This window comes from Pseudomonas sp. SWRI111, from assembly GCF_014268555.1.
Classification (GTDB): Bacteria; Pseudomonadota; Gammaproteobacteria; order Pseudomonadales; family Pseudomonadaceae; genus Aquipseudomonas; species Aquipseudomonas hamedanensis.
Map to the genome: position 1 here is coordinate 20,450 of NZ_JABWQQ010000019.1, position 17,045 is coordinate 37,494.

The 17,045-nt window shown below is 61.6% G+C and carries 19 protein-coding genes; 3 read left to right on the forward strand and 16 right to left on the reverse strand.

Features of this window, described 5'->3' with window-relative positions:
- Positions 1 to 3: 3 nt before the first annotated feature.
- Together rmuC and HU755_RS20465 are read right to left on the reverse strand one after the other, a co-directional pair.
- Positions 4 to 1,368 carry a DNA recombination protein RmuC gene (gene rmuC, locus HU755_RS20460; protein ID WP_186623768.1) on the reverse strand — a complete coding sequence of 455 codons (1,365 nt, stop codon included), beginning with the start codon at positions 1,366 to 1,368 and terminating at the stop codon, positions 4 to 6.
- A gap of 175 nt (positions 1,369 to 1,543) precedes the next feature.
- On the reverse strand, positions 1,544 to 1,867 hold the full coding sequence (locus HU755_RS20465; RefSeq protein ID WP_186551010.1) for a sel1 repeat family protein: 324 nt from the start codon (positions 1,865 to 1,867) through the stop codon (positions 1,544 to 1,546).
- A 962-nt stretch (positions 1,868 to 2,829) separates the two neighbouring features.
- Here HU755_RS20465 and HU755_RS20470 point away from each other — a divergent pair.
- The 3 genes from HU755_RS20470 to HU755_RS20480 all read left to right on the forward strand — a co-directional run bounded on the left by HU755_RS20470 (position 2,830) and on the right by HU755_RS20480 (position 5,229).
- Positions 2,830 to 3,054 (forward strand): hypothetical protein, encoded by a 225-nt coding sequence (locus tag HU755_RS20470; protein WP_064586664.1) that lies wholly within the window; start codon positions 2,830 to 2,832, stop codon positions 3,052 to 3,054.
- A 274-nt stretch (positions 3,055 to 3,328) separates the two neighbouring features.
- Positions 3,329 to 3,811 (forward strand): hypothetical protein, encoded by a 483-nt coding sequence (locus tag HU755_RS20475; protein ID WP_186551011.1) that lies wholly within the window; start codon positions 3,329 to 3,331, stop codon positions 3,809 to 3,811.
- Between the two features lie 146 nt (positions 3,812 to 3,957).
- On the forward strand, positions 3,958 to 5,229 hold the full coding sequence (locus HU755_RS20480; protein ID WP_186623750.1) for an OmpP1/FadL family transporter: 1,272 nt from the start codon (positions 3,958 to 3,960) through the stop codon (positions 5,227 to 5,229).
- Positions 5,230 to 5,427: 198 nt separating this feature from the next.
- Here HU755_RS20480 and HU755_RS20485 read toward each other — a convergent pair whose 3' ends face one another.
- The 14 genes from HU755_RS20485 to cobO form a co-directional block, all read right to left on the reverse strand.
- Positions 5,428 to 5,988, reverse strand: coding sequence for a glutathione peroxidase (locus tag HU755_RS20485; protein WP_186635920.1), 561 nt, complete (start codon positions 5,986 to 5,988; stop codon positions 5,428 to 5,430).
- Between the two features lie 56 nt (positions 5,989 to 6,044).
- Positions 6,045 to 6,167: a hypothetical protein gene (locus tag HU755_RS27715; RefSeq protein WP_272978114.1), complete on the reverse strand. Its 123-nt coding sequence runs from the start codon at positions 6,165 to 6,167 to the stop codon at positions 6,045 to 6,047.
- Positions 6,164 to 7,372, reverse strand: a complete 1,209-nt coding sequence (locus tag HU755_RS20490; protein WP_186635923.1) for an MFS transporter — start codon at positions 7,370 to 7,372, stop codon at positions 6,164 to 6,166. The genes HU755_RS27715 and HU755_RS20490 overlap by 4 nt, the downstream gene beginning before the upstream one ends.
- A 54-nt stretch (positions 7,373 to 7,426) precedes the next feature.
- On the reverse strand, positions 7,427 to 7,831 hold the full coding sequence (locus HU755_RS20495; protein ID WP_186623748.1) for a MarR family winged helix-turn-helix transcriptional regulator: 405 nt from the start codon (positions 7,829 to 7,831) through the stop codon (positions 7,427 to 7,429).
- A 173-nt stretch (positions 7,832 to 8,004) separates the two neighbouring features.
- Positions 8,005 to 8,736, reverse strand: coding sequence for an adenosylcobinamide-GDP ribazoletransferase (locus HU755_RS20500; protein ID WP_186635926.1), 732 nt, complete (start codon positions 8,734 to 8,736; stop codon positions 8,005 to 8,007).
- Between the two features lies 1 nt (position 8,737).
- Positions 8,738 to 9,313, reverse strand: a complete 576-nt coding sequence (gene cobC / locus HU755_RS20505; RefSeq protein WP_186635930.1) for an alpha-ribazole phosphatase family protein — start codon at positions 9,311 to 9,313, stop codon at positions 8,738 to 8,740.
- Positions 9,310 to 10,365 (reverse strand): nicotinate-nucleotide--dimethylbenzimidazole phosphoribosyltransferase, encoded by a 1,056-nt coding sequence (cobT, locus tag HU755_RS20510; protein ID WP_186635933.1) that lies wholly within the window; start codon positions 10,363 to 10,365, stop codon positions 9,310 to 9,312. The genes cobC and cobT overlap by 4 nt, the downstream gene beginning before the upstream one ends.
- Positions 10,362 to 10,883, reverse strand: a complete 522-nt coding sequence (cobU, locus tag HU755_RS20515; RefSeq protein WP_186635937.1) for a bifunctional adenosylcobinamide kinase/adenosylcobinamide-phosphate guanylyltransferase — start codon at positions 10,881 to 10,883, stop codon at positions 10,362 to 10,364. Before cobU ends, cobT begins: the two co-directional genes overlap by 4 nt.
- Positions 10,884 to 11,006: 123 nt before the next feature.
- The gene (locus HU755_RS20520; protein WP_186635940.1) at positions 11,007 to 12,458 is read right to left on the reverse strand and encodes a cobyric acid synthase; all 1,452 of its coding nucleotides are present in this window, start codon (positions 12,456 to 12,458) and stop codon (positions 11,007 to 11,009) included.
- Positions 12,455 to 13,447, reverse strand: coding sequence for a threonine-phosphate decarboxylase CobD (cobD, locus tag HU755_RS20525; RefSeq protein WP_186635943.1), 993 nt, complete (start codon positions 13,445 to 13,447; stop codon positions 12,455 to 12,457). The genes HU755_RS20520 and cobD overlap by 4 nt, the downstream gene beginning before the upstream one ends.
- Positions 13,440 to 14,348, reverse strand: a complete 909-nt coding sequence (gene cbiB / locus HU755_RS20530) for an adenosylcobinamide-phosphate synthase CbiB (RefSeq protein WP_186635946.1) — start codon at positions 14,346 to 14,348, stop codon at positions 13,440 to 13,442. Before cbiB ends, cobD begins: the two co-directional genes overlap by 8 nt.
- Entirely contained in the window at positions 14,345 to 14,995 is a 651-nt protein-coding gene (gene bluB / locus HU755_RS20535; protein ID WP_186635948.1) for a 5,6-dimethylbenzimidazole synthase, read from the reverse strand. Before bluB ends, cbiB begins: the two co-directional genes overlap by 4 nt.
- Entirely contained in the window at positions 14,992 to 16,374 is a 1,383-nt protein-coding gene (locus tag HU755_RS20540; protein WP_186635951.1) for a cobyrinate a,c-diamide synthase, read from the reverse strand. The genes bluB and HU755_RS20540 overlap by 4 nt, the downstream gene beginning before the upstream one ends.
- Positions 16,371 to 16,982 carry a cob(I)yrinic acid a,c-diamide adenosyltransferase gene (gene cobO / locus HU755_RS20545; protein ID WP_186635954.1) on the reverse strand — a complete coding sequence of 204 codons (612 nt, stop codon included), beginning with the start codon at positions 16,980 to 16,982 and terminating at the stop codon, positions 16,371 to 16,373. The genes HU755_RS20540 and cobO overlap by 4 nt, the downstream gene beginning before the upstream one ends.
- Positions 16,983 to 17,045 lie beyond the last annotated feature (63 nt).

Below are 17,045 nucleotides of genomic sequence, written 5' to 3' on the forward strand. Positions count from 1 at the left end.
CCGTTACTCAGGCAACTCAACCAACCCATCAACATCAGTCATCGCCCGCTCGAGCAAATCCGCCGGCAAGCTTTTGCTCGCCCGGGCTCCGAGCAATTTGAGTTGTTCGCTGCGGCTGACCAGGTTGCCGCGTCCTTCGGTCAGCTTGTTGCGCGCTGAGCTGTAAGCCTTGTCCAGTTGTTGCAGGCGATTGCCGACCTCGTCGAGATCCTGAATGAACAGCACGAACTTGTCGTACAGCCAGCCGGCACGCTCGGCGATTTCCCGTGCGTTCTGGCTTTGCCGCTCTTGCTTCCACAGGCTGTCGATCACGCGCAATGTCGCCAGCAACGTCGTCGGGCTGACAATCACGATGTTACGGTCGAAGGCTTCCTGAAACAGCGTCGGTTCGGCCTGCAAGGCTGCGGAAAACGCCGCCTCGATCGGCACGAACAGCAAAACGAAATCGAGGCTGTGCAGACCGTCGAGCCGCTTGTAATCCTTGCCGGCCAAGCCTTTGACGTGGTTGCGCAATGACAGCACATGCTGCTTGATCGCGATCTGTCCAAGGCTGTCATCGTCCGCTGCGACGTATTGCTGATAGGCCGTCAGACTGACTTTGGAATCGACCACCACCTGCTTGTCACCGGGCAGATAAATAATCACGTCAGGCTGGAAGCGCTCGCCGTCCGGCCCCTTGAGATTGACCTGCGTCTGATATTCGCGCCCCTTCTCCAGGCCAGCGTGTTCAAGCACTCGCTCCAGAATCAGCTCGCCCCAGTTGCCTTGGGTCTTCTGCCCCTTGAGTGCGCGAGTCAGGTTGGTCGCCTCATCGCTCAGGCGCAGGTTGAGCGCCTGCAAACGCTCCAGCTCCTTGGCCAGGGAAAAGCGTTCGCGGGCTTCGGCCTGATAACTTTCTTCCACGCGTTTTTCGAAAGACTGAATGCGCTCTTTCAACGGATCAAGCAGTTGGCCGAGACGCTGTTGGCTGGTCTCGGCAAAGCGTTGTTCGCGTTCATCGAAGATCTTCCCGGCCAGTTCGGCGAACTGCGCACGCAGCTCGTCACGCGAGCCTTGCAGGTCACTGAGGCGTTGCTGATGGCTTTCCTGCTGCTCACGCAGTTCGGCGCTCAGTGAGGCGGCCTGCGCATCAAGACGCCGCAGCTCGGCTTCCTTGTTGGCACGCTCAAGGTTCCACGCATGGGACGCATCGCGAGCGTCATCGCGCTCGATTTGCAGTAACTCGACTTCACGACGCAGGGCCGCCAGGTCAGCCTGTTTGAGGGTATTGGCCTGGCTGAGGTCGGCAATCTCGTCACGACTGGCCTCCAGCTGAGCGTTGAGACCGTCCTGAGCCAGCTGCGCCATGGCCAGCCGCTCTTCAAGCACAGCGATGTCGGCCTGGCCATCCCGCGCGCGGCGCTGCAACTGCCAGGCCAGCACCAACAGCGGCAACCCTGCGCCTGCAAGCCCCAGCAACACGCTGGTCAAGTCCATAGCCATAGCGACTCCTGCCGATCCGATAAAGCTTGAAGGTTAACCAAGGTGTCAGAGCTTGGACAGCTCAGTCTTCGATCAGGCCCAGTTCCTGTTGCGCACGCACGTCGCCGGCGCGGGCGGCCTGGCGCAACAGGTCCTGGCCGATGCGCCGGTCACGGGCATTGCCGCACTCGCGACACATCAACTGGCCCAGACGGCTTTGCGCAACGACGACGCCCTCACGAGCAGGCTGCTTAAGCAAACGCCCGGCAAGGTGTTTGGCATTGCGGCTATCACCCAGACGCGGGCTGTCGAGCAACCATTCGGCCACACGCACGGAAAAACGCTTGGGGGAGGTAACACGAGGAGGTTCTGAGGTAACAGAGTCTGATACTGAGCGAAACTTCATAAAGCACTTGGGGCAGATCGGAAGGCGCGCCACTCTACTCTCTTTTTCTTACAGGTAAAGTCGAAAAATCAGTCGGCACGCCCGTGCTAGAGCAAGCGCTCGGGACAATCCACAGAAGCTGTGGATAACTCAGTGGACAACCGCCCTGCAACCCTCGCAAAGCCTTATGGAATGGGCCTCGCAGTCAAACTGACGATTTTTTCACCAACAAAAAAAAGCGATGTTTTTCATTGACTTAAACTTTTGATACAGGCAGCCGTCGGGGTCAGGATTGATATGACAGTGCGGTGACAGTCCGCGCCACTGATGTGCACAAGTACCTGCTGCCCGGTTATATCGGTGCGCTTTTTCGGGCCAGTCTGGCAGCCTACCGGGGATAAACCGGCCTGATCACCTTGAGAGCAAGCACGTTGCGCCGACAAACGGCGAAGAAAACTGACCCGACATAAGCGATCCGGCCTGCCGGCAAGCTGTCCCAACCGGCGCACGGGAAGTTTTTTTGCGAGGCATTTGCTTTGCATCATTCGATCCGTTACTATCCGCGGCGTTAGTACCAAGCTGAAAGTCAATTCCGGTCGAACACATCCCCACGGTAAACCTTCGTTATCGAAGCCTCTGCCGAAAAGAGCGGGAACGACCCCTCGATGGTTTCCAGGTAAATCTTGCGACGACACAGCCTTTGATCGAATGCAAAGGGTGTTGCGAAGACCGTTTACTCTGACCGAACCAACCTGCAAATTGATCAGGATCTTCACCCCGGGCCCAGAACCTTTGCCCTTGTTGTGATGCCTGTCCTCCTAAGTACCTACCTGCCAGCCCAAGCGCGCCCACTTATCAGCGCTTCAAACTGGCTGCTTTGTTCCAGTCGGGTTCTTCGTTCGATCAATGGTGATCGACGTTACTGGAACGTTTTAACGTTGCACGGTTCTTATCCGTGTCATTTGTAGGAACACCTAATAACTATGTCTACTCAAATCCACACTCAGGATGCCATTCGCACCCTAACCAACGCTTTTGCCCCAATGAACTGCCTGATCATGGCCGCTCGCAAAGGCTGCTTCAGCTTCACCGTGGTCAATGAACACGGGATCGCTCGTCACAGCGAGCGCTTGTACCCCGATCAATACTCCAGCGCCGAACCGCTGCAGGCCGTGATCGACCGTACGCGCCAGGCACTGGTTGCCTGATAGCCGAACGCGCTGCAAAAGCCAAAGCCCCGCACACAATGCGGGGCTTTTTATTGCCTGATGTTTCGCTTTTACCGCTTCGCCGTTAAGCATCATTGGATATAACGGTTAAAACCCGAAGCCGGAAATATTTTAAAAACAGTCCTTTACACCCTGAATATGACACTACACTTCAACTCGAGCGGCTTGATCCGCTTGTGGCGAGCCTGAGCCGATCCACCGCTGCCAAGCCCCCCTTTCAGGACTCGCCCCCATTACAAGATCCGAGGGTTTTATGGGTATCGCTGCCAGCGAACTGTGCCGCTACGTGATCCGTCCTACTTTGATCTACCTGGGACGCCACTGTGCAACTGCCGAATCCCTGCTGTTGGGTATCGCCGCCAGCCAGTCCGCCCTCGGCTCCGCACTGCATGACCGCCGCGGCCATGGCCTGTACCGCATCGCCGAGCAGCGCCACCAAATGCTTTGGGACGATTACCTGGCGCTCGATCCGGAGCGCGCCAGCCTGGTGCGCGGCCTGGCCAGCCAGCACGCATTCCTCAGCGGGCCGCACCTGGAACTGACCGTCAATCTGCGTTACGCCACTGCCATCGCCTGGCTATTGATCGAAGAGCAAGCCCCCACCCTCCCCGACCCGAACGATTTGCTGGGCATGGCGCGTATCTGGCGTCAGACATTCCAGCCTCAGGGTCGTCTGCGCGATTTCACCGACGCCTGGCAGACCTGTGTTTCACCGCTGAATCAGGTCGCTTGTTGACCGAGTGGTTTCAGAAGTTCTCGCAACAGGTCGGCATTTTGGTCGGATTGTCCTACAAAACCGCTCTAACTCAAGGCATACAGGCTATAGCGCTGGGACGAAAATGTTGGTAATTTTCGCCCCGGTGATCACCAGGAGTTCTAATAATGAAAAAAGTAATGCTCAAAACCACCCTTAGCCTCGCCGTTGCCATGGCATCCACCCAGATTTTCGCGGCGGGTTTTGCCCTCAACGAACAAAGCATTAGCGGGATGGGGACTGGTTTTGCCGGGCGATCTTCTGCTGCCGACGACGCAAGCACTGTTTATGGCAACCCTGCCGGCATGTCGCGCCTCAAGCGCGAACAAGTCACCGGCGGCGTCGCTTTTGTCGATGCTCATACCGATATCAGTAACGGCAGCTCCAGCCCGAACGGCGGCAGCAACAAAGGCGACATGGTGCCCCTCACCGCCGTACCGATGGGCTTCTACGTCAAGCCAATCGACGATCACTGGGCATTCGGCCTGGGCGTCTACGTGCCATTCGGCCTGATCACCGATTACGAAAACGGCTTTGCCGGCCGTTACTTCGGCAGCAAGTCCGAAGTCCAGGTCATCACTTTCCAGCCAACCGTCAGCTACGCCTTCAATGACAAGGTGTCGATCGGTTTCGGTCCGACCATCAACCGCATCGACGGCTCTCTGGAATCGAACCTGTCGATCACCCAGGCGCTGCCGGACGGCAAGGTCAAGATCAAGGGTGACGACACCGCGCTGGGCTACAACATCGGCGTACTGGTACAAGCCACCGACACCACCCGCGTGGGCCTGACCTATCACTCCAAAGTCGATTACAAGCTCGAAGGCGACACCAAGGTCAAGTACGGCGCACTGGCGCTGGCGGGCCTGGGCGCCAACCAGAAATACGACGCTTCGTTGAAGATCACCACGCCTGAATCCGTGGACCTGTCGGTTACCCAGGCGATCAACGATCGCTGGAACGTCTACGCCGGTACCACCTGGACGCGCTGGAGCCAGCTGGACAAGATCACCGTCAAGAACTCCGGCGTGCAGCCACTGCTGGCCGGTCAGTTTGGCTCGATCAACGAAGATCAGAACTGGCATGACACCTGGGCTTACGCCGTAGGTACGTCGTATCAGTTGAACAAGGAATGGGTACTGCGTACCGGCCTGACGTTCGACCAGTCGCCGACCAATAACGAAGATCGTTCGCCACGCATTCCTACCGGCGACCGCACCATCTTCAGTATCGGTGCTGGCTGGAGTCCTACCGAAGACCTGACTATCGACGTCGCTTATTCGTACTTGAAGGAAGAATCGGTCAATATCCGCAACGAAAACAATCGTGGCCAAAGCTACGAGTCCAAGTATGAAAACTCGGCAAACGGTTTCGGTGTCGGCGCGACCTACCGCTTCTGATGCTGTACGGCGAGGCTAACCCCTCGCCCATAAAAAGCCCCGCTCTCTTTTGCAGAGGCGGGGCTTTTTGGTTTCCGGCACTACGCCAAGCCATTGTGGGAGCGAGCCTGCTCGCGAAAGCGATGGATCAGCCGACTCTTACTTTGAATGAGAGACCGCATTCGCGAGCTGGCTCGCTCCCACAGGGTACATAGGGAATCAAGGCTTCAGCGGCTTTGAAGCGATGGCCTTTTCGATCGCCGCAATAAACTCCGGATCATCCGGCTTGGTCAGGCTGGAAAAGTTGGCGATGACGTTACCCTGACGATCGACCACGTACTTGTAGAAGTTCCACTTCGGCGCACTGCTCTGCTCGGCCAGCACCTTGAACAGATGCGTGGCGCCATCACCGCGGACCTTCTGTGGCTCGGTCATGTTGAACGTCACGCCATAGTTGGCATAACAGACCTTGGCGGTTTCGGCACTGTCCTTGGACTCCTGCTTGAAATCATCGGACGGCACACCGAGCATTTCCAGCCCTTGCGCCTTGTAGCGCTGATTGAGCGCCTCAAGCCCTTCGAATTGCGGAGCGAACCCGCAGAAGCTCGCCGTATTGATGACCACCAGCGGTTTGTCGGCGTAACGCTGGCACAGATCGATGGATTCCTTGGCCCGCAGCTTGGGCAGCGAACCTTGCAGCAGGTCCGGACAATCCGCAGCCCCGGCCAGGCCAGTCAACGTCATCAGCAACGCGGGAACAGCACACCAGCGCATCAGCATGTCGAGCATCCTTTGAGCAGTCATCAGACTGCCGACGTTACTCGCCACGCGTGCTTCTAGCAAATGCTCATGCCCAGCTGCATCAGCGCCAGCCCGCCGCGCTGCCAACCCCACCACGCCAGCGCCAGCAGCGCGGCGCCGAGTGTGATGAGGACCAGTCGCGACCCGATTCGGCTCATGCGGCGCTCGCGCGCGGTTGCAGGCGCTCGACCGGACGCTCGCGCACCGGCCAGTTCAGCGCCGCCGCCAGCAGACTTAACAGAACCGCCACTTGCCAGATCAAGTCATAACTCCCGGTACGGTCATACACCACCCCGCCCAGCCAGCCGCCGAGGAACGAGCCGAGCTGATGGAACAGGAACACGATGCCACCGAGCATGGACAGATTGCGCACGCCAAACAAGGTCGCCACCGTACCGTTGGTCAACGGCACCGTCGACAACCACAGGAACCCCATCGCCATGCCGAACAGATAAGCCGACATGGTCGTCACCGGCAACCACAGGAACAGCACGATCACCACCGCACGCAGCAGGTACAACGCCGTCAACAGGCGCGGCTTGGACATGCGTCCGCCGAGCCAGCCGGCTGTATAGGTGCCGAAGATATTGAACAGCCCGATCAACGCCAGCACCGTGGTGCCGACGGTCGCCGGCAGATGCTGATCGACCAGATAGGCCGGCAGATGCACGCCGATGAACACCACCTGAAAACCACAGACGAAAAAACCGAACGCCAGCAGCCAGAAACCGGAATGCCCACAGGCTTCACGCAGCGCCTCGGAGAGCGTCTGTTCATGCCCCATCAGCGGCAACGGTTTGTCTTTGAGCATGCTCACCAGCGGCACGATCATCGCCACCAGCAGCCCCAACACCAACAGCGCCGCCGACCAGCCGAGCCAGCCGATCAGGCCGAGCGTGCCCGGCAGCATGGCGAACTGGCCAAAGGAGCCGGCGGCGCTGGCGATGCCCATGCCCATGCTGCGTTTCTCTGGCGGTACAGCGCGACCGACGACGCCGAGGATCACCGAAAACGAGGTTCCGGAGAGACCGATACCGATCAGCAGGCCGGCGCTCAGCGACAGGCTCAGCGGCGAATCAGCCAGGCCCATGCAGACCAGGCCCGCGGCATACAGTACGCCGCCGATCAGCACCACTTTTGCCGCGCCGAAGCGGTCGGCCAGCGCGCCGGTAAACGGTTGTGCCAGGCCCCAGATCAGGTTCTGCAAGGCGATGGCGAAGGCGAATACCTCACGCCCCCAGCCGAACTGCGCACTCATTGGCGACAGGAACAGGCCGAAGCCGTGCCGTATGCCCAATGACAACGCCAGGATCAGCGCACTCCCCAGCAACACCCAACCGCACGTACGCCACATCGTTGTCATTATTGTTCTCCGCTTGCGGGTATATACCCGCTTGAGTTTGGAAAAAAACCGGCCTCAGGCCAGTTCATCCAGCAGTCTGAGCAAGGTTTCGCGCTTCTCGGCACCGAGACGGTCAATCAACCGCTGTTGCGCCGCTTCCCAGGCGGGCAGTGCCGCTGCCAGGCGTTGCACGCCGGTTTCGGTGAGTTTGACGATGCGGTTACGCAGGTCGTCGCCTTCAGCCAACGCCACCAGCCCTTCGCCTTCCAGCACGCGCAGATTGCGCCCAAGGGTGCTGCGGTCCAGTCCCATGGCTTCGGCCAGTTCGGAAATGCTCGGCTGATCCAGACGCTGCAGATTGCACAGCAGAGAATACTGGGCAACGTTGATCCCGAAGCCGTCGAGGGCGCCGTCGTAATGCCTGCTGACGCCACGCGCGGCGCGACGCAGGTTGGTGCACAAACACTGAGAAGGAAGCATGGTGCGTGTATATACCCGCGACTGTGTTAAATCAAGTTACAGATGAAATTCCTGATATTTTTGCTGCCTGAAAAATCGCCATCGCGAGCAGGCTCACTCCTACAAGGGGTACGCATTTCAATTGTAGGAGTGAGCCTCCTCGCGATAAGGCCGGCATTATCACTACAAAACTGTCAGCCTAACGCCAGCCCAACCAACACCATCATTTCCAGCAACTCCAGCAACGCCCCCGCCGTATCCCCGGTAGTCCCGCCCAACCGTCGCAGCATCACCCGCCGCAGCCAGACAAACACCCCAAGTGAAATCAGCAGCGCCACGACCGCACCGATCCCCGCGATCAACAGGCAACCCAGCGCACTCAACCCCAGCACCCACCACCCGGCCCTGCGCGGCAGATGATCGGCCAGCGCCTGGCCCAAGCCACCCGCACGCACATACGGCGTGGTCAGAAACAACCCCAGCAGCGCCGCCCGGCCCAGCACCGGCACGATGATCAGCGCCATCCCTTGCCCTTGCTCAATCAGCGCCAGCAGCGCAGCGAATTTCAGCAGCAGCACCAACACCAGCGTGACTACTGCAATCGGCCCGCTGCGTGGATCTTTCATGATCGTCAGCGTGCGTTCGCGATCACCGAAACCACCAAGCCAGGCATCGGCGCTGTCAGCCAGGCCATCCAAGTGCAGCGCACCGCTGAGCAACACCCACACCGTCAGCAACAGCGCCGCGTGCAGCAGCAACGGCGCGCCGGCCAACAGCAGATTCAGCGCCCAGAGGATCAGCCCGAACAGCAATCCCACCAGCGGATAGAACAGCAGCGACCGCCCAAGTTGCTCCGGCTCAGGCATGCCCGGCAGGCGGATTGGCAGACTGCTGAGAAATTGCAGGGCGATCCACAGCGGCAACATGTCAGTGACCTTCCTTGAGCGCGCCGTCCGCCGCGACCGTCAGCGCAAACAGCGCGCCGTGGCCGACTTCGACATTGAGCAATTGTTCGCGCGGCAATCCGCGCGCCTGCGCCAATAACAGGCGCATCACACCGCCGTGGCTGACCAACAAAATCCGCTCTCCTGCGTACGCCGCGTGCAACCGCGCAACCGCCGCCAACACCCGCAAGGAAAACTCGCTGACCGGCTCGCCTTGCGGTGGCGTGAACGCATACGGATCAGCCCAGAACAGCCCCAGTGCCTCGGCATCCGTTTCCATCAACGCTGCTGCGCTCTGCCCTTCCCAGGCGCCGAAATGCAGTTCCTGCAAATCCTTGTCGAGGTGCACTGACAGGTTCAGTCGCTCACCGAGTTCGGCGGCAAACCGCGCGCAGCGCTGCAACGGCGAGCTGACAATGCGATCCCACGGCCCACCCGCGACCACCGCTGTGCGCATCTGCGTCCAACCGTTTTCGGTGAGCGCATCGTCAAGGCTGCCGCGCAAGCCGCCGCCCAACTCCGTCTCGCCATGACGCAGCAGATCCACCCGCAGCGTCATGCCGGACGATCCGCCACCGCGGCTTCGGCGAACGTCGCCATCTGCCCGTGCAGGTCACACGCCAGGCGCAACAATGGCACCGCCAACGCCGCGCCACTGCCCTCGCCCAAGCGCAGGCCAAGCTCCAGCAACGGCTCGGCGCTCAAGGTTTCCAGCACATGGCGATGGCCCGGCTCGGCACCGCGATGGCCGAACAACAGCCAATCACGCGAGGCCGGATTCAAACGGACCGCGACCAGCGCAGCGACGGTGCAGATAAAACCGTCGACCAGCACCGCGATCCCTTCCTGCGCGCAGGTCAGATAAGCGCCGACCAACGCGGCAATCTCGAAACCGCCGAGATTGCACAGCGTCTGCAAGGCATCGCCACGCTGTGCGGCATGCAGCGCCAGCGCGCGCTCGATCACTTGCGCTTTATGGCTGACGCCTTCGGCATTCAGCCCGGTGCCAGGACCGGTCAGGTGCGCCACCGGGAAATCAAGCAAGGCACACGCCAGCGCACTGGCCGCCGTGGTGTTGCCGATGCCCATCTCGCCGCCGATAAACAATTGCGTGCCGGCGGCTTTCGCGCGCAACACGCTGTCGCGACCAGCCTGCAACGCCAGTTCGCCCTGCGCCTGAGTCATCGCTGCGCCTTGAGCGAAATTCGCCGTGCCTGCGCCGAGGTTCAAATGGCGCACGCCCGGCAGATTCAGCGCCGGATTCACCGTGCCCAGATCGACCACTTCCAGCTGCGCACCGAGCTGACGCGCCAGCACGCTGATCGCCGCGCCGCCGCTGACAAAATTGAGCAGCATTTGCCCGGTGACTTCCTGCGGATAAGCCGAAACGCCTTCCGCCACCACACCGTGATCGCCGGCAAAAATCGCAATCCACACCTGCGCAAGCGTCGGTTTGACCTGACCTTGCAGACCGGCCAGTTGCACCGCCACCGACTCCAGGCGCCCGAGCGAGCCGGCCGGTTTGGTCAGTTGCTGCTGTCGCGCTGCCGCGCTTGCGACGGCGTCGAGATCGACCGGTTTGCACAGATTCAGCCACCAGGGTTGGGTCATAACGCAGGTCCTTTCAAAGTCAGGGGCAGGCCGGCGACGGTCAGGACAACACGCTGACAGCGCTCGGCCAGAGCTTGATGCAGCCAACCGGCTTCATCGACATAACGGCGAGTCAATTCGCCCAGCGGCACGACACCCATTCCGGTCTCGTTGCTGACAAAAATGATTTCCCCCGGCAGCGCGGCCAGGCACTCGAGCAGGGCTTCACGTTCGGCGCTGAGACGTTCGGCGTCGTCGAGCATCAGCAGGTTGGTCAGCCACAGCGTCAGGCAATCGACCAGCAGGCAACGCTCGGCACTGGCGCTTTCGCGCAGCACGCGGGCCAGTTCCAGCGGTTCTTCGATCAATACCCATTCGGCCGGGCGGCGCGCGCGGTGATGGGCGACGCGTTGGTTCATCTCGCCGTCCAGCGGTTGGCTGGTGGCGATGTAGGTGACGGCGAGATGGCTGTCACTGGCGAGTTTTTCCGCCAGGCGACTTTTGCCGGAGCGGGCGCCGCCGAGGATCAGTTGGAGCATCAGTTCATCCCGAAAAATATGCATTGAAGCTAAGGGCGCTATCGCGAGCAGGCTCACTCCTACAGGGGAACGCATTTCAAATGTAGGAGTGAGCCTGCTCGCGATGAGGCCCTTGAAGCCCACTCAAATCCCACAAAGCTGACGCAACAGCCCGGTATCCAGATGCTTCTCCACCAGATCCGCCAAGCGCTCGATATCACGCTCGCGCAAGCCGTGGTAATCGACCTCTTGCACGTCACTCAACCCGGCCCAGCGCAACAACGCGGCACTGGCCTGGGGCGATTCGAACAAGCCATGCAAATAGGTGCCGAACACTTGACCGTCCGCACTTTGCGCACCGTCACAACGGCCATCGTCCAGATGCACCGCCGCGTTTTCCAGCGCCGGCCCGGTGGTTACGCCAGCATGAATTTCATAACCGCTGACTTCGGCGTTTTCCAGCGCCAGCCGTCCACGGACGTTGCGCAGCTGCTTATCGGCTTCGAGCTGCGTCTCGAACGCCAGTAACCCCAGCCCGGTACTGGAGCCGGCAGCGCCTTCGAGCCCGAGCGGATCATGCACCTGCTCGCCGAGCATTTGCAGACCGCCGCAAATCCCCAGCACCTTGCCGCCGTAGCGCAGATGCCGGCTGATCGCCGTGTCCCAGCCATTGGCGCGCAGATAGGCGAGATCGCCGCGCACGCTTTTCGAGCCTGGGAGGATGATCAGGTCGGCGCCAGGAATCGCCTGCCCCGGGCCGACGAATTGCAGATCCACTTGGGGGTGCAAGCGCAGCGGGTCGAAGTCGGTGTGGTTGCTGATGCGCGGCAGCACCGGTACCACCACTTTCAACACCTGTTCGGCCTTGTCGGTCTGCCGCTGATCGATACCGTCCTCGGCCTCAAGATGCAGGTCCATCACGTACGGCAACACGCCGACCACCGGTTTGCCGGTGCGCTGTTCGAGCCAGTCGAGGCCCGGTTGCAGCAAGGCGATGTCGCCGCGAAAACGGTTGATGATGAAACCCTTGACCCGCGCCTGCTCGCTCGGCGACAGCAACTCCAGGGTGCCGACCAGATGCGCGAAGACGCCACCGCGATTGATGTCGGCAATCAACAGCACCGGGCAATCTACCGCTTCGGCAAACCCCATGTTGGCGATATCGCCGGCGCGCAAGTTGATCTCGGCGGGCGAGCCTGCGCCTTCGACCATCACCAGCGGATACGCCGCACTCAGTCGCTCGTGGGAGGCGAGCACCGCTTGCATCGCGATGGCCTTGTAGTCGTGATAGGCGACAGCGTTCATCGTGGTCACAGCGCGGCCATGAATAATCACTTGGGCGCCCGTGTCGCTGTTGGGCTTGAGCAACACCGGGTTCATGTCGGTGTGCGGTTGCAGATTCGCCGCTTGTGCCTGCACCGCTTGCGCGCGGCCGATCTCGCCGCCGTCAGCGGTCACGGCGCTGTTGAGCGCCATGTTCTGCGGCTTGAACGGCACCACCGCCACGCCCTGGCGGGTCGCCCAGCGGCACAACGCGGTCACCAGCGTGCTTTTGCCGGCGTCGGAAGTGGTGCCTTGCACCATCAAAGTGGTCATGGGTGGTCCTTGGCGAAGGCGATTAACGCCTGTTCGAGACGTAACTCTTCAGCCGCATCGGCAGGCAGGCCGAAACGCACACTGCTGTTGTGCGTAAACAGGCGCAAGAGGATGCCGCGACGGGCCATGAATTCGTACAGCGTCTGGGCGTGTTCGGTGATCAACCACTGAAACAGCGCGCAGCCGCCCTGCGGCTCAAAGCCATAACGCGCCAGCAATGCCGCCAGCCGTTCGCTGGCCTCATCGCTGCGTATCCGTTGGCGAGTGTGGCCCTCGGTGTCTTGCAGACAAGCCGTACCGAGCACTCGCGTCGGCCCGCTCACCGCCCACGGTCCTACTTGCTCGGCGAGCAGTTTGAGCAACTTGCGCTCGGCCAGGACAAAGCCGAGTCGCACCCCCGCCAGGCCGAAAAACTTGCCGAACGAACGCAACACCACCAGCCCGACCTGATGCGCATACGGCGCCAGGCTCAGTTGCGGGGTGTTGTCCATAAACGCTTCATCAACCACCAGCCAGCCACCGCGTTGCGCCAGCCGTGCATGCCAGTCGAGCAGGCGCGCCGGGGTCAGGCTCCGGCCGGTCGGGTTGTTCGGGTTGACCACCACTAACACGTCGAGGCTGTCGAGAAAGAATTCGACTTCCTGCTCCAGCACTTCACGGACGATGTAACCGCTGCGGCGCCAGGCCTCGGCATGCTCGGCATAGCACGGCGACAACACGCCAACCTTGCCGGCCCGGCGCAGACGCGGCAGCAACTGGATGGCCATTTGCGAACCGGCCACCGGCAACACCTGCGCAGCGCCGTAGTAATCGCACGCGGCCTGCTCCAGACCGTCATCGGTTTCCGGCAAGCGTGCCCAGGCGCGCAGCGGGATCTCCGGGATCGGGAACGGCCATGGCGCCAGGCCGCTCGACAGGTCGAGCCAGTCGGCTTCGGCAATCGCGTAATCGAGTGCCGCCTTGCGCAGCCGGCCACCGTGCTCAAGCATAGAATTCAGCCCCCACGCAGAGAATCAGCAACCATAACCATACCCCGCGCTGGACCAATTGCCAGCCACGCTCGATCGAATCGGCATCCGCCGCCTGCCCCTCGCCGAGCTGAGGACGCTCATGCAGTTCGCCGTGATAGATCGCCGGGCCACCCAGTTCGACGCCCAGCGCCCCGGCACCCGAGGCCATCACCGGCCCGGCGTTGGGACTGTCCCACTGCGGTGCCTGGGTGCGCCAGCACTTCAAGGCCAGTCGGGTCTTGCCCAGCAGCGCGTAGGTCAACGCCACCAGACGCGCAGGAATGTAGTTCAGCACGTCGTCGATTTTCGCCGCCGCCCAGCCGAACCGTTCGAAGCGTTCGTTGCGATAACCCCACATCGCGTCGAGGGTATTGCTCAAGCGATAGAGGACCACGCCCGGCGCACCGGCAATGGCAAACCAGAACAGCGCGGCAAACACCGCATCGCTGCCGTTTTCCAGCACCGATTCGGTGGCGGCACGGGCCACAGCATTGCTGTCGAGTTCATCGGTCTGACGGCTGACCAGATAACCGACCCGCTTGCGCGCCTCGCCGAGATCATCGGCACGCAAGGCTGCTGCGACCGGCGCGACATGCTCGCCGAGGCTGCGCATGCCGAGGGCGCAATACAGCGCCACAATCTCGACGATCCAGCCGATATAGGGCGCCCAGGAAAATGCGGTGGCGAGCAAGGTCAGCGGCAGCACCGCGATCACCCATGCGGTGACGCCATGGCTGCGCCAGCCACGGCCGCCGGCGTTGAAACGCTGCTCGATGCGCCCGGCAAAATTGCCGAACGCGACCAGCGGATGCCAGCGTTTCGGTTCACCGAGCAGCGCATCCAGCGCCACCGCGGCGACACTCAACAACGCCACACTCATGGCCTCACTCCCCAATAATTTTCATACAGCAACTCATTGAGCGGTCGCGCCTGCGCCCAGCCTTCGAGGACCAGCATCGGCGCCGGATAGAATTCCTTGACCGGGCCCAGACACAACACCGCCAGCGGCTTGGCGCCTGCCGGCAGCTTGAGCAAATCGGCCAGCGCCTGCGGCTCGAACAGCGAGACCCAGCCCATGCCCAAGCCTTCGGCACGAGAAGCCAGCCAGAGATTCTGGATCGCGCAGGACAGCGACGCCATGTCCATTTCCGGCAGCGTGCGCCGGCCGAAAATATGTTTTTCGCGATCGTCCATCAGCGCCGCGACGAGCACTTCGGCGCAGTCGTTGATGCCTTCGACCTTGAGCTTCATGAACTCGTCGCTGCGCTCGCCGAGGGCTTCGGCTGTGCGGATGCGTTCTTCTTCGACCAGGTTGCGGATTTGCCCACGCAGGGCGCGATCGCTGATGCGGATGAAACGCCATGGCTGCATCAGGCCGACGCTCGGCGCCTGATGTGCGGCTTCAAGCAGACGACTCAGTAGCTCGGGCGCAACGGTGCCGCCGGTGAAGTGGCGCATGTCGCGGCGTTCGGCGATGGCTTTGTAAACCGCTGCGCGTTCGGCTTCGGAGAAGGTGTGGTCGGTCATGGCCCTTTCGCGAGCAGGCTCGCTCCCACAGGGTTTGGGTGTTCCATTGTAGGAGTGAGCCTGCTCGCGATAGCGGTTTCAAGGTGTGGCGCAAACAGCGCAGCGACAGCCGCAGGATTCGACGGAAAATAAAAATGCACATAAGAAGCCGTCATCCGCCCTTCCCGGTATACCGCCTCCGCCCCACGCCCGCCATTCGGACTCAAGCCCCGGGCAATCGGCGTCAACTCTGTTGTGGTCAGCGAATGGTGATAGGTATGCCCGCGCAACGAACCTTCCGGCAGATCGACCGCTTGCAGCGCCAACGCCGCCAGACGCTTCTGCATCACCGCATCGCCTTTCAGCAACCCGACCAGTTCCGCGCGGGTGCCGTCGACATCGGTCAAGGAGTCGAGCAGGTACAACATCCCGCCACACTCGGCGAGCAATGGTTTACCCGCCAAATGATGCGCGCGGATCGCTTCAAGCATCGGCGTGTTTTTCGACAGCGCAACATGATGCAACTCCGGATAACCGCCCGGCAGATAAAGGCTGTCCGCCTCGGGTAATTGGCTGTCGCGGATCGGCGAGAAGAAGCGCAGCTCGGCGCCCATCGCACGCAGCAGATCGAGACTGGCGCCGTAGGTGAAGGCAAACGCTTCGTCACGGGCGACGGCAATACGTACGCCATCGAGCAACGGCTCGGCAGTCAACACATCCGGCGCGGCGAATTCGACGGCCGGCGGCAGCGCGACCTCGCAACTGCTGGCCAGCGCATCGGCCGCCGCGTCGAGGCGCAGATCCAGATCATTCAATTCACTGGCCTGGACCAGACCGAGGTGCCGGCTCGGCAGTTCGATGCCCGTCTCGCGGGACAACGCGCCGTACCAGCGCAGGCCTTCAGTCAGGCTGCCTTCGAGCAATTGCGCATGGCGCAAGGTGCCGACACGGTTGGCCAGCACGCCGGCAAACGGCAGGTCTGGCTGATAGCGCGCCAGACCCAGCGCCAGTGCACCGAACGTCTGCGCCATTGCCGTACCGTCGATCACCGCGAGCACCGGCACGCCAAAGTGCCGCGCCAGATCAGCGCTGGACGGCGTACCGTCGAACAGCCCCATCACGCCTTCGATCAGAATCAGATCCGCCTCGGCTGCCGCTTCCCACAACAGACGACGGCTTTCCTGCTCGCCGACCATCCACATGTCCAGTTGATACACCGGTGCACCGCTGGCGCGCTCGAGAATCATCGGGTCGAGAAAGTCCGGGCCGCATTTGAATACGCGTACCTTGCGCCCTTGATTGCGATGCAAACGGGCGAGCGCAGCGGTGACGGTGGTCTTGCCCTGACCGGAGGCCGGCGCGGCGATCAGCACCGCCGGGCAGTGACGGGGCTGATTCAAAGTTCGACGCCTTTCTGCGCTTTGATGCCGGCCTGGAAAGCGTGTTTGAGCATGCCCATCTCAGTGACCGTGTCGCCCATTTCGATCATTTCCGGCTTGGCGCCGCGACCAGTGACGACAACGTGCTGCATCGGCGGCCGCGCCTGCAAATCGCTGAGTACCTGATCGAGATCGAGGTAGCCGTGCTTGAGGGCGATGTTCAGTTCATCGAGCACCACCAGACCGATCGACGGATCACGCAGCAACACGCGGGAGACTTCCCAAGCGGCAGTGGCGGCGGCGATGTCGCGCTGGCGATCCTGAGTCTCCCAGGTGAAGCCTTCGCCCATGACGTGGAAACGCACCTGCTCGGGGAAGCGGCGGAAGAACAACTCTTCGCCGGTGCTGTTGCGGCCCTTGATGAACTGCACCACGCCGCACTGCATGCCGTGCCCCATGGCGCGCGCGAGCATGCCGAAGGCCGAGCTGCTTTTGCCTTTGCCATTGCCGGTGAGCACCAGCACCAGTCCGCACTCGTCGGGCGAATTGGCGATGCGTTCGTCGATCACGGCTTTTTTGCGCTGCATACGCGCCAGATGGCGCTCGTCACGCTCGGGGGAATCAGTCATGGGGGAGCTCTCCGTTGAGGCTGGATAACGGCGGGCAGGCACAGGAATAGACGGCAAAAAGCC